10 protein-coding genes and 1 pseudogene are annotated in these 12,256 nt (G+C 61.8%); 3 read left to right on the forward strand and 8 right to left on the reverse strand.

All coding sequences use genetic code 11. From position 1 onward, the window contains the following. Window positions 1-29: 29 nt before the first annotated feature. From WS45_RS07895 to WS45_RS07915, 6 genes are all read right to left on the reverse strand, one after another. Window positions 30-1,148, reverse strand: a complete 1,119-nt coding sequence (locus tag WS45_RS07895; RefSeq protein WP_059527104.1) for an extracellular solute-binding protein — start codon at window positions 1,146-1,148, stop codon at window positions 30-32. A 12-nt stretch (window positions 1,149-1,160) separates the two neighbouring features. Beyond that, entirely contained in the window at window positions 1,161-2,741 is a 1,581-nt protein-coding gene (locus WS45_RS07900) for a hydantoinase/oxoprolinase N-terminal domain-containing protein (RefSeq protein ID WP_059699221.1), read from the reverse strand. Continuing rightward, on the reverse strand, window positions 2,738-3,937 hold the full coding sequence (locus tag WS45_RS07905; RefSeq protein ID WP_218921611.1) for a DUF917 domain-containing protein: 1,200 nt from the start codon (window positions 3,935-3,937) through the stop codon (window positions 2,738-2,740). The genes WS45_RS07900 and WS45_RS07905 overlap by 4 nt, the downstream gene beginning before the upstream one ends. Before the next feature lie 129 nt (window positions 3,938-4,066). Then, window positions 4,067-5,638 (reverse strand): PucR family transcriptional regulator, encoded by a 1,572-nt coding sequence (locus WS45_RS07910; RefSeq protein ID WP_059699222.1) that lies wholly within the window; start codon window positions 5,636-5,638, stop codon window positions 4,067-4,069. Between the two features lie 146 nt (window positions 5,639-5,784). Beyond that, window positions 5,785-6,042, reverse strand: coding sequence for a hypothetical protein (locus WS45_RS34810; RefSeq protein ID WP_156437070.1), 258 nt, complete (start codon window positions 6,040-6,042; stop codon window positions 5,785-5,787). A 35-nt stretch (window positions 6,043-6,077) separates the two neighbouring features. Continuing rightward, window positions 6,078-6,719 (reverse strand): response regulator, encoded by a 642-nt coding sequence (locus WS45_RS07915; protein ID WP_059699224.1) that lies wholly within the window; start codon window positions 6,717-6,719, stop codon window positions 6,078-6,080. Between the two features lie 316 nt (window positions 6,720-7,035). Here WS45_RS07915 and WS45_RS36525 point away from each other — a divergent pair. After that, a pseudogene (locus WS45_RS36525) lies at window positions 7,036-7,173 on the forward strand (flagellar transcriptional regulator FlhD); the annotation flags it as partial. Window positions 7,174-7,290: 117 nt separating this feature from the next. On the opposite strand, the gene WS45_RS07925 reads toward WS45_RS36525, so the two are convergent. After that, on the reverse strand, window positions 7,291-9,102 hold the full coding sequence (locus WS45_RS07925) for an ATP-binding response regulator (RefSeq protein ID WP_059699229.1): 1,812 nt from the start codon (window positions 9,100-9,102) through the stop codon (window positions 7,291-7,293). 772 nt (window positions 9,103-9,874) lie between these two features. Here WS45_RS07925 and WS45_RS07930 point away from each other — a divergent pair. Continuing rightward, window positions 9,875-10,750 carry a BPSS1187 family protein gene (locus WS45_RS07930; RefSeq protein WP_059699231.1) on the forward strand — a complete coding sequence of 292 codons (876 nt, stop codon included), beginning with the start codon at window positions 9,875-9,877 and terminating at the stop codon, window positions 10,748-10,750. Between the two features lie 42 nt (window positions 10,751-10,792). Next, window positions 10,793-11,140, forward strand: coding sequence for an energy transducer TonB family protein (locus WS45_RS07935; protein WP_156437072.1), 348 nt, complete (start codon window positions 10,793-10,795; stop codon window positions 11,138-11,140). Between the two features lie 148 nt (window positions 11,141-11,288). Here WS45_RS07935 and WS45_RS07940 read toward each other — a convergent pair whose 3' ends face one another. Beyond that, window positions 11,289-12,206: a LysR family transcriptional regulator gene (locus tag WS45_RS07940; RefSeq protein WP_059699235.1), complete on the reverse strand. Its 918-nt coding sequence runs from the start codon at window positions 12,204-12,206 to the stop codon at window positions 11,289-11,291. Window positions 12,207-12,256 lie beyond the last annotated feature (50 nt).

Consider the following 12,256-nt stretch of genomic DNA (forward strand, 5'->3'; position numbering starts at 1 on the left):
CGACGCCGTCATGCCGGCGCCGCGCCTGCCTATCGTCCGGCTTTCAGTTCGAGATAGTCCCGATTGATCTGGCGCATCAGGGAGATCGGCAGTGGCTTCTCGAGCGTCACCCGCTTCATGTCCTCGGGGAGCGGAAAGATGGCCGGATCGTTCATGATCTTCGGATCGATCAGCGGACGCGCAGCGCTGACCGACGTCGGATACTTGATCTCATTGGTTTGCATGGCCGATACATCCGCGCGCAACATGAAGTCGATGAACTTCATCGCATTCTCCTTGTGCGGCGAGCCCGCGGGAACGGCGAACATGTCGACCCAAAGCGGCGCACCCTCCTTCGGAATGACGAAGGTCAGATCGAATTTTCGTCCTGCCGCCTTCGCCTGGAGCTTCGCCGTTTGTGCGTCGCCGGAGTACGCCACCGCGGCGCACACGTCCCCTCCCGCGAGATCCGCGATATAGCTGGACGAGCTGAACTGAGTGACATACGGGCGAATCGCCTTGAGCTTGTCGAGCGCGGTCTTGAAGTCCTTCGGGTCCTGCGTATCGGGATTGAGCTTCGCCCCGAACAACGCATCCTGGAAGGTCTCGCCGCCGTTGTCCTGCAGCGAGATCCCGCACGACTTCAGCTTGCCGGCCCACTTCGGGTCGAAGATCATGTCCCAGCTGTTCAGCGGGGCATCCGTGCCGGCACGCTTCCTGACCTCGGTCAGGTTGTAGGCCAACCCCGTGATGCCCCATACGTACGGCACGCCATATTCCCCCTTCGGATCGTTGATCTTGATCAGATTGACGATCTGCGGATCGAGGTTCTTCAGGTTCGGCAACTTCGCCGGATCGAGCCGCGCGAACAGGCCGGCGTCCTTTTCCTTCGCGAAGTAGTTGTTGCTGGGCACGACGATGTCGTAGTCCGATCGCCCCGCGAGCAGTTTGGTCATCAGCGTGTCGTCGGTATCGTAAACGTCGTACGTCACCTTGATGCCCGTTTCCTTCTCGAACTTCTCGACGGTGCCCGGCGCGATGTTTTCCGAGAAGTTGTACACATGAAGCACCTTGGCCTCGTCGGCATGCGTCGCCGTGCAACAGACCGCCGCCGTGATCGCGCACGAAACCGCCGCGAGAATCGCCTTCAGAGTGGATTGAGTAAGCATGGCTGCGTGCACCTATTGACGATGTGAAGGATTCGCCGGCGACATCAGGCGACCGGCCACCTTGAACCGGATTCGCGTTGCGTTGCCGGGAAGATAAGAAAGCGGCACGTCCTCCTGCTCGAGGATCTCCACCGTGGCCGGATCGGCGCCCGCGTGAACGGCGCCCCGGATCGCCTCATCCCGCAAGGACGCCAGCGTCTCGTCGCGGATGTCGTCGCGCATCGTCACGATGCGATCGACCTCGCCGCTGACGTCGCCGATCGCCACGCCGATCGCGTTGGCCGCACCGAAGTTGGCCGGGCGGATGACTTCGTCGGCGCCGTCAATGCGATCGGGGAACAATGCGCTTCCGCCGCCGACCAATATGACCGGCAACGGCATACCACTGGTCCTGATTCGCTCGACGCCGCCCGCCAGTTGCCGCAGCACCGTATTGAATGCAGCCCGGCAGAAGCCGGCCGACACGGCCGGCACGCGATCGCCGATGCAAAGTCCGGTGCCGAGAACGGACGCGACGTCGGTCAGCGTCAACGTCGATCCGCCGAACACCATCGCTTCGCTGGTCAGGCGATAGCCAACGCTTTGCGGGCCGATCACCGGCGCGCCGTCCGGACCGCGCCCGATCACCGTGCCGCCGCCGATTCCCAGCGAAATGATGTCCGGCATCCTGAAGTTCGTCCGCACGCCGCCGATGTCGACGGCGAGCGCTGACTGGCGCGGGAATCCCTTCATCAACATCCCGATGTCCGCGGTGGTGCCGCCGACGTCGATGACGATCGCATCCTTGCGCCCCGACAGAAACGCCGCGCCCTTCAGCGAATTGGTCGGCCCGCACCCGATCGTGAGCACCGGAAACGCACGGGCGACATCGGCCGCCATCAGCGTGCCGTCGTTCTGTCCGATCATCGCGCGCGCGTGGTCGAGCCGCGTCGCCTTGAGCGCGTTGCCGAACCCGGTAATGACGTCCTCGATCACGTCGCCCAGCGCCGCATTCAGGATCGACGCGTTTTCGCGAGGCAGAAAACCCACCGATCCGATCCGGTGCGAAAGCGTGACGGGTATCGCGCCGAGTTCATCCCGCACCCACTGCTCGACCAGGCATTCCTGTTCGGGATTGATGTTGGAAAACACGCCGCACACGGCAATTGCGTCGACGTTGCCGCGCCATTGGCGAACGGTATTCCGGATCTCGCTCTCGACGAGCTTGCTGAGGAGACGGCCGTCGTATTCGTAACCGCCGCCCACGATGTGCCATTGCAAACCGACGGCCGCCGCGAGATCGCGCGGCCAGTTGGCCAGTGGCGGCACGGACGCGGATGACGGCCCCGCCAGCCGGAGCAGACCGACGCGCCGCAGCCGTTTGCGTTCGACGATCGCATTGGTGCAATGCGTGGTGCCGAGCATCGCCAGTCCGATCTCGTCACGCGCAATGCCGGTATCCGACAGCAACTGCTCGATGGCGGTGCGCACGCCGCCGAACACGTCGACAGTCGTCGGCACCTTCGCCGTCGCGATGCACGTCAGGTTTTCATTCAGGATCGCGGCGTCCGTATTCGTGCCGCCGACGTCGATTCCGATTCGATAGACGGTCATGCGCGCCTCCTTGCAATCGATTCGACCGGCTCGTAGTCCACCTCGTAGCCGAAGTATCGGGGGCCGGTCGTCCGGATACCCTGCTCAGTGCGCCACTGGTCATGACACGGGCACGCGAGCAGCGCGACACGCATGCCGTACGTCAGCGTTTCGGTCGGAATGGCATGCCCGGTTTCATGATCGACGAGCGTGATCAGGTCAGGCGTGGTCGCCAGGACCCCTTGCGCATCCTGCGCGACCAGAAACTCGTTCTGAAAATTCACGGTCACGCTGCGCCCGGTGTGCCGCTCGATGCCCGCGATCACCATCGAGCCGCGCGTGAATCCTCCCGTCGTGCGACGCTTCAGGTCGGCGATCTTCCCTTCGATCAGCAGGTAGCCGTTCAGCGCATCGGCCAGATCGGCCACGACGTTGCCGGTCTGACGATCGCCGGCCCGCGAAATCAGCCGGCCGATATCCTCGGCCAGCGTGATCGAGCCCGGTATCGCGCACCGACGTACTTCCTCGCCGGTCAGCGGGAAATCGCAAGCCGTTGCGTTCGCACCCATTGCGTCCACCAGCGGACGGCAGAGGCGTTCCCCCCATTCACCGTCGCTCGGATGCACGGTCGCGCGATTGCCGCGTTCATCGGCAAACGTGGCGATGCGGGCTGCCAGGCCATGCAGATGAAACGACACCATCTGATATTCCGGAAACGCGCGTCCCATCGCATCCGCGTCGACGACCGGCAGCCGGCGTCGCGCGGCCAGGATGAGCGGCACCAGCGAATTGCCGCCGCCGATCTCGACGGGCATCGTCGCGAATGCCCGCTTGCCGAGCGCGGCCTGCATATCGTCGAACACGATGTCCAGTTCCCGCCCAGATGGCAATTTTTCGATCGAGACCGCGGGCGCGCCCATCATCGATGTCGGCAGGATCAACGCGCCGGCCGGCACCTCGTTCACGTCCAGCAGTTCGATCGGGCCGCTGCGGCGAATTTCATCCAGCGCGATGTAAAGCCCGATCGCCGTATCGCCGCCGCCGCCCGTGCCCAGGACTGCTGCCCCCAATGCGATGTTTCTCACCGCGCCTTCGTCAAGCCGCCGCATGCATGCCCCCTGCCGCTGCGCCCGGTCGACTGTCCGGCCCGATTGTCCGTCGTTCCATGTCTTGAGTGCCCCTTTGGTTCTCGGATTAGATCGCCACGCCGGATGCAAGCCGCGTCCAGCAGCGTGGTACCGAGAATCAGGCGCCAAATTCGGATGGTCACTAGACAAGATGCGCAACGGGAAGCGCGTCGGTTATCCCGGCGGGATAACGCGCCAGCCGTGCGGGGCAAAACCGCGTCAGCTGGCGCTGCGTGACAGCTTCAATGCGAAGTGCAGCGCGAACTGGGCGCCGTCCCGGATGGGCACGCAACCGACGATCTGCTCGATCTTGTCCAGCCGATACTTGAGCGTCTTGGGGTGAATGCCCAGGCGATGGGCCGCCAATTTATGCGACTGGCCCGCGTCGAAGAAGGCTTCCAGCGTACGCACGAGCTCGCTTTCCTGCGCCCGGTCGTGACCGGCGAGCACACCGACCATGCTGTCGACCCAGCGTCGCGCGGCCGGTTGCGATGCGATCTGGCAAAACAGCACGTCGAGCGCGACATCGTCGTACACGACCGGGCCGTCGGCCAGCGCGGCGGCATCGAGCGCCAATACCGCCTGGGCGTCCAGCACGCTTCGATACAGGTCCAATGCGGAGTCGACCGGGGCACCGCATGCGATCCGCCAGGCCTCGCGGTCGGTATCCGCGAGGCGCTCCCATATCCGGCGAAGCCGCATGTCGATCGCCTGCCGCGGGCCGCCGGACGACGCACCGCGCGGAATCGCCGGCAACCAGAGCAAACGCCCGTCCCACTCGAATACGAGCGGTTTCGATTCGATTGCATAGATCGCCCGCCAGATCGGCCGGCCTCGTGCCTCGAGCGGCGTCGACGCATCGCATGATGCTCGCGCGGGCTCGAACAGAACTGCCACGCTCAGCGGCGACAGATCGAGCGACTTCGCCATCGCCAGCTCATTCGCCCGGTCGACGTCGCCTGCGGCAAGGTGCACCAGCCAATCCCTGAACGGTTCGGCGTAGGCCTCGTCGGCCACGCGCTGCTTCGTCAGTTCCAGCGTCAGAAGCGCCGCCGCCTGCTCCATCGTCGCGACTTCCAGCGGGCTGGGCTCCATCCCGTCGGGCACGTTCACGATCAGGTAGCCGTCGACCGGCGTATCGGGCCGGCGGCCGAGGGCGACCATCCAGGCGGCACTCCTCACGACAGTCCGGGTCGGAACGATAGACGCAGGCAGATTGGCGGCGATATCGGCGGCACTCCATTCGTCCGATGCCGCGTAAAGCACGCCACGATCATCCAGCACGACGACTGACCGTCGCAGAACGCGCGCGAGCAGCGACACGAGCGTATTCAATCCGCCGCCGTTCAACATTTCCGTCAGCAGCTGCTGCTGAATCACGCCGGCTTCGCGCGCGACGTAGCCGTCCTCGCGTTGAACGGCGCAGATGAGCGGCGTCAGGATTTCCGCGTAATCGACGCTGAGCGGGAGTTCAAACAGCGGCAGCGAGAGTTCGTCCGCCATCTGCAATACGGCCGGCTGCAACGGATCGATCAGTCCGGCCTGAAACACGAGTGCCGCGCAACCGCCGCGGCTCAATTGTCTGATCAGTGCGACCTGCCGATTCGTGTCGCTTCCCGTAAAACTCAATGTCGTCAGAAACAGATGATGGCGAATATCCCAGTCATCCTCATGCTCGGTGACTGTCTCGAGTACATTCACATGATTCACGACATTCGCCTGGCCGCCCTTGCCGGCGATCAGTCGCGCCTCCTTCATCCCACCGACGCGAGACGCCTCGCCGACCGTCATCCCCATATCGTCCCCCCCTCTGATCCAGCTCTGATTGCTACAACCTCTGCCTCGCGGCGCTCCCGCGAAGTGCCGGCATGATACCGAGCCAATAGACGTTTGAGGACTCTCTTGGTGTGGAGGACCAAAAACCGGAACCGGGTGGCTCACATGAAGCCGAAGCGACGGAAGTTGATATCCGACGCCGCCAACACGCGGATGGCCGATCCCCTGGACGTGCGCCTGCGCTGCAAGGCGACTGAATGGATGCACTGGTAGCGGATGGCTGCGGGCGCCGACAATGACGAGGGTATTTCCGGAACCCGGTTTCGAATTCCGGGATTGCAGTCGACAATCGCCAGGAAATCCAGGCGGCTCAGCGAGAGGGCTCTTTCTTCGGCGCGGTATTTATCATGAGTCTGCACGCCAGGGATGGGCCGAACCCGCATCGGCCCGGACCTCACAGGAGACCGGCCTTTCTCGCGGCGGCGGCGGCCTGTGTGCGATTCAGCACATTCAGGGCTCTGAATATGGCCGTGACGTGCGCCTTGACGGTCTTCTCGGATAGATCCAGCTTGTCTGCGATGACTTTGTTGGGGACACCGTCGGCGAGATACCGGAGTACGTCGATCTGTCGCCGCGTGAGTGGTCCGCCAGGGGAAGACCGTGCCGAACGGTGGGAATCGTCAGCATTCGGTGAGACTTGCTGGTCAAGCACGAGCGGCGGCACGTAGCGCTCGCCGATCAGCACCATCTTGATCGCAGAAAGCACTGTATGCGGGCCGGCCGATTTCGGGACATAGCCGAGTGCGCCACGCGCAAATGCAGCGCGTACATCGCCAGGATCTTCGGACATCGACAGAACGATGATCTGTACCTCCGGACGGATGCCTGCAATCGTGGAAATGGCTTCGAGGCCATTCATCCCGGGCATCTTCAGGTCGAGCACAACGGCATCTACATCGGTATCCTGACCAAGTATCCGCATGGCTTCGTCTGCATTACCGACCTGTTCGACAGTCAGGCCTTTCTCGCTCTGGCAAAGCAGGGCCGCTACACCGTCCCGGAGGACCGGATGGTCGTCGACGATGAGTATCTTCATGGCAATCGAACAGATGAATAACCGATGAAAGGAAAGGTCTTAAGACCTTCGTCCTATTCAGGATTCCTATATCAATAGGATAGTCAAAGGTCGTAATGCTTCAGTCTTATTTTAATTTCGCGCCTCGTTAGCCCAACGTCGCGTTTACATTTTCTCGAAAATTGCCAAGACTGAATCCCGTTAGTTCCTAATGCGAGTCGACTGCTTGGAAGTCAATTCGGGTAGTCATCGTCAAGGATGACGCGATGACGATTACAGGCTCATCAACCTGAACGACATTGATTTGGCTGCATCTTCGATGCAATTGGAGCAAGCCATGTGCATTGCCAATACCAGCGACGCAGTATGGGAATTGAATATGTCGTATCTGTGGCTCGCGCAACGCTTGCTGCAGGAAGATCGCGCGAGAGGCATGTTTCGCCTCGGCCTGACGGCCGATATGGCCGCCGCGCTGCGTTGGGTGTCATCTGCCGGCGCGTGCAGGCAAGCGCGCACATGCATGCGCGACCGATCTGCAGGGCGGTCGCACGATGCAGAATAGAAATCCGCCGCACCCGGGCAAGCGTTCCGGCTAGCGTTCATCGCCTCCTGCCCGCGCACGCGCGCCGGCCGCGATGAGATTGCCAATCGCGGCACGCAGCTTGCCATTCGGGATCGGTTTGTGCAGTAGCAGGCAACCGCTGGCATGCGCCTCGGCGAGCCGTTCGGCGCCCGTGTCGCCGCTGATGAGCATTGCCGGAATTTCCGCGTTGTATTCGGTGCGTAGTCGCTCGATGACTTTCAGGCCGTTGGTGCCGCGGAGGCGGAAGTCGCAGACGATCAGATCCGGGAGCCTGGAACACGCGGATAGCTGCTCGACCGCATCTTCGTCGGAATCCGCCGCAATCGTCTCGTAACCCCACATGCCGAGCAGTCTTGACATTCCCTCGCGAATCGCCGGCTCGTCATCCACGATAACGACGAACCCTCCGGTTTGAATGAAATCGCGAGTGATCTCCGGGGACGTGCTCAATTGGCGGGGTATCTCGTCGGACCGGTCCAGGCACACTTCGAAGCACGACCCTCGACCGGGCTCCGAGCGGACGGTCAGACCACACTCCATCAGGTCAACCATGCGACGTACAATCGCGAGGCCCAATCCCAGGCCTTTACCGCGATCACGCTCGGGATTGTCAATCTGGTAATACTCCTGAAATATCAGATCAAGCTGATCGTGTGGAATACCCCGCCCCGTGTCCCATACTTGAATCGCGATGCGTGGTCCCCGGCGGCGACAGCCAACTACTACCCGGCCCGCATCCGTGTAACGTATTGCGTTCGACACGAGATTGCGCACGACACGCTCGAGCAGCACCGGATCGGTATCGACGATCGCTCGGCACGGTACGCGTGACAGCCGAAGATTTTTTTCCGACGCGTCGAGTACGTGGTCGTTGCATACGTGCGCCAGCAATGCATCGAGCTGGAACGGCCGCCGGTGTACCTCGATTACTCCGGCGTCGAGCCGGGAGACGTCGAGCAGAGCGCCAAAAAGCATGTTCAGCGTATCTGTCGACTGCTCGATCCGAAGAAGGATTCGCTCCCTTTCGGAAGAAGTCGCCGCGCCGCGCAGTGCACCGACCAGCAGACTCAGCGCGTGAGACGGTTGGCGCAGGTCGTGACTCGCCGCCGCGAGAAAGCGCGATTTGGCCAGATTCGCTTCTTCAGCGATCTGCTTCTGGCGCAACAGGTCATCCGCAAGCTGCTTCGCGGTTTCGTTGCGTGCACGCAAATCGGTCGCGAGCTGTTCAGCCTGGAAGCGCAAGCGGATGTTTTGTGTCGCGCTCCGGTTGGCGAGCAATCCGAGGTAGGCGATGACACAGATGAACAGGAACATCATGGGAGCGGTCGCCTGCTGGACCCGGTTGGCCGAGAACGCAGCGACAAGAACATACGGAACGGTGGCCGGCAACAGGAATGCAAGGAACGCGGGGAAGTAAGTGCCGAAGACCGGCACCGCGCCAGCGACAACGCCAAGCGCGGCCGTGACTGCAAGGCTCTCGACCTCGAAACCGCCCCCATTCGCGAGCCTGATCGACGACCAGCCCCAGCCGATGCCAGCCGCCGCGCTGCACGCAATGAAGGCCGCCGCCCAGCGTGATCCAAGACGCACTTTCGTCGCCGAGCGCAGATAGCGCCAGGCCAGAATGGCATGGACGATGGAACAGGCCGCAATGTACGCAACCCACGCGGGGCCGGCAAATGGATCGAGGTGTCCCAGTCGGTTCAGCGAAATCGCGAGCGTAGCAGCCAGGAGCGTGCCACCGGACACGCTCAACGTCACGGTGCTGTAAACGATCTTCAGTTGCTCCGCAGCAATCGATTTCTCTGGATACTTCGCCATTTGATGAGCTCCGTTCGCTGCGCACGGGATTCCAGTATTGCTCCGGCGAAGAACGTTGATCAACCTGCCCTGCAGGACGACCCACCGCTGCGTGGTACCGCAATCAGTATGGCTCGCGCAATGAGAAGGGTCTATGGTGCTTCGCGCCAGTGCGCCAAATCACATCGGCGAACAAGAACAACAAAATGAGAACTGTGGGTAATGACAATGAAGAAGCTGATTGTCGCAGCCGCGCTACCCTCCTCCGCCTGCATCAACGTGTACGCGAACGGCAAAGGCGACGCTCACCGTTTCCAAACAGCAAGGCCCTGATCATGGCGATCGGTCATGGAAGTCGAGCATGACAATTCATGACAGTCGGCCCCTGATTCAAGACGTATGCTTGTTCTTGCAATGACCCCAATCGTTGCTTGTCCGAGTCGGATGTGCCAGTCAACCACCGAATCTTCCCCGGGTCCGGTGGTTCTTTTTTTCCGGTGTCGCCTATCGGCGGCCAAGCGGGCAACAGCACGGATTCGCCGACAGCCTTGCGTGCCCCGACGCCGGACCGATGCGCCATGTGATAGAGAACGCTGGAAATCGATGGGCCATATTTCAATAGCAAACTTAAATGGCACGTTTGCGTTTTATCCTGGTCAACATCACCGAGCCATCCCCGTTCGGTTCCATCGGTTCAGTGACGCCTTGCACCGCCAGGGCGAGATCTTCATGAGGTGAGACAGTGCGATTGAAAGAGATTCGGTGTCCGTGGCAAAGACGAACCGGGGCGGTCATGGCGGTTGCGCTAGCCGTCGCCGTCCCGCCTCCCGCTTTGGCGGCAATCGATCGACAGGTCGTGCGACCGTCCGATACCGATGGCACGATTTCCGCCGGCATCGAGCCGTACATCGTTTATTCGGTGCGGGGAGACGCACCGGGCCCGCTTCTGGTCTTTATTCCCGGAACCGGCGGGGAAACCCCTAAAACCGCGAAGACCGAACAGGCATTCATCGGGACAGCGCTCGCCCACGGTTATCGGGTCATCGTTCTGTCGTACATCGATACACCGGCGATCGCTCAGGTCTGTACCAAGCGCGTTCTGGCGAATGACCCGGCCTGCGCCGAGCAGGTACGCCAGAAGCGCGCATTCGGCGACGACACGACCGCACGGATCAACGATGCGCCGCAAGACGCCATCGTTCATCGCTTGACTGCCCTGATTCGCTATCTTGCAGCGCACGATGCCGGCGATCATTGGGAGCAGTATCTCGCGGGCACACGGTTGAACTGGCGTGCGATCGTCCTGTCCGGGCAGTCGCAAGGAGGTGGAATGGCGGCCTACATCGCGAAACGTATCGCGATCGGCGGCGTGATCGATTTCTCGGGCGGTTGGGACATGCGCTCCGATGACGATATTGCGTCATGGTATTCCACTCCGAGCGCAACGCCGCCAGAACGCTGGTATGGGACCTACCACGTCGACGAGAAGTTCGCGTCGGCGATTGCGGCATCTTATCGAGCGATGGGCATACCGGCATCGCATCAATTCCCGCTGAGCAAACCCGTTCGCCATCCGGAAGGAAAGAACCCGGGACATGGCGAAGGAGCAAGCAATCCAGTGTATCGGGGAATCTGGGAGACGATGCTGACCGGGCTCGCGCGACACTAGCGACGCGGGCAGCGACGCGGTGGCCGCGATCAGGATGCGGGGTTGGCACTGGAAAAGTCGGGATATCGGCGCCGGGAGCGCAAGCCGTCGCGTGAAGCCTGGACCGGGATGTGTTTCGTGAGTGTTGCGGAGAAGATCGTGTCGCTGATGGATCGCCTGTTGTCCCGCGGAGTGGAACAGCAACCGACACAAAGACGAGTACTTGTGCGCGTTTGGCTCGACGAAAAGGGGCGTGTCCGCGACCTCAAGGTCAGACGGAGCTGCGGCGATCCGAATCTCGACGAGAAGGCACTCCACGCTATCGCCGTGATGCAGTTTCCGGGCGGCCATCTCGGCTCCGGTGGAAAATCCGCGAAGCGCTGGCACGATCTCGCTTATCCGGTCGAATGATGTGCCGGCGCGCCAGCCGCTTTTACCGAACGGCGAACGCGTGACATCAATGGCGCTCACACTGGCTTGTCTCGCGCAGACCGGATCCCCAGTCTTCGTAACCTTACCGCTGGCCGTTACGTAGGATACCCAATCTGATCCTTCCGTATCAGTCGAGTTCGTCGACCCTGGATGCAGCATTGTTCCAGATCCGCTCCACCGCGCTGTCTGGATTGCCCTTCTGCGAAGCAATTCGGCAAAGCTCGATGCTCAACGGTTCCACAGAGGAATCGTCGCCGACGATTTTCAGCAAACCCGATCGCAGCTCCCGGGCAATGGTCAGTTCGGGAAGCCAGGCAATCCCCTCGCCGAGCAGCGCGACGGCCTTCAACGGCTCGACCAGTTCCGCCTCGAAATGAAGCGTCGCTCGACGCTCGATATCCAGCCGGTCGTAAAGATTGCGCGTGACACGCCCCAGAAACGACATTCTGCTGTAGCCCAGGATCGGAATGCGCCCTCCCGGCACCGCATCCAGCGAGTAGAGCGCCCTCCCGCCACTATCGCAGCCGGCCACCGGCACCAGTCGATCGTGTCCGATTCGAATGCTTTGGATACCGTATCGCTCGAGATCGTCGGCAACGCCGGTGCTTCGCCAGCAAATCAGAAGCTGACTCGCGCCGCTGCGCAATAGTTCGACACACTCGTCGAAGTTTGCGGTCGCGATCATCGTCGTCACCTCTTCGTGTCCCTGATCGACCCACCAGCCAGGGAAAAATGCCCCCGCCAGCGAATGTGGCATCACGAATCGAACCGTCCGGTCAGCCGCCGAAATCAAACCGCGCGCTTGCGAGCGACTGCCGTACAACTCGTCGATGACGCGCTCCGCCACATCCAGGAACTGCTCGCCCGCCGCCGTCAGCACGACCGGGTAACGACTACGATCAATCAGCGCAACGCCATACCAGTTCTCCAGCGCCTTCACGCGCCGGCTCAATGCCGGTTGGGTCGCATATCGTGTCCTGGCCGCGCTGGAAAAATTTTGCAGGCGCGCCACGGCGACAAAGTCCTCCAGCCACTTCAATTCCATCGGTCGTTCCCTCATCCGTTTTCACGTCGATCCCTGCCAGAAAAACTATT

Origin of the sequence: Burkholderia sp. RF2-non_BP3 (assembly GCF_001522185.1) — a bacterium.
Lineage (GTDB): Bacteria > Pseudomonadota > Gammaproteobacteria > Burkholderiales > Burkholderiaceae > Burkholderia > Burkholderia diffusa.

Coding starts and splice junctions, on each gene's coding strand:
- WS45_RS07895 (WP_059527104.1), bottom strand. CDS start 1,148: ATGCTTACTCAATCCACTCTGAAGGCGATTCTCGCGGCGGTTTCGTGC.
- WS45_RS07900 (WP_059699221.1), bottom strand. CDS start 2,741: ATGACCGTCTATCGAATCGGAATCGACGTCGGCGGCACGAATACGGAC.
- WS45_RS07910 (WP_059699222.1), bottom strand. CDS start 5,638: ATGACGGTCGGCGAGGCGTCTCGCGTCGGTGGGATGAAGGAGGCGCGA.
- WS45_RS07915 (WP_059699224.1), bottom strand. CDS start 6,719: ATGAAGATACTCATCGTCGACGACCATCCGGTCCTCCGGGACGGTGTA.
- WS45_RS07925 (WP_059699229.1), bottom strand. CDS start 9,102: ATGGCGAAGTATCCAGAGAAATCGATTGCTGCGGAGCAACTGAAGATC.
- WS45_RS07930 (WP_059699231.1), top strand. CDS start 9,875: ATGGCGGTTGCGCTAGCCGTCGCCGTCCCGCCTCCCGCTTTGGCGGCA.
- WS45_RS07940 (WP_059699235.1), bottom strand. CDS start 12,206: ATGGAATTGAAGTGGCTGGAGGACTTTGTCGCCGTGGCGCGCCTGCAA.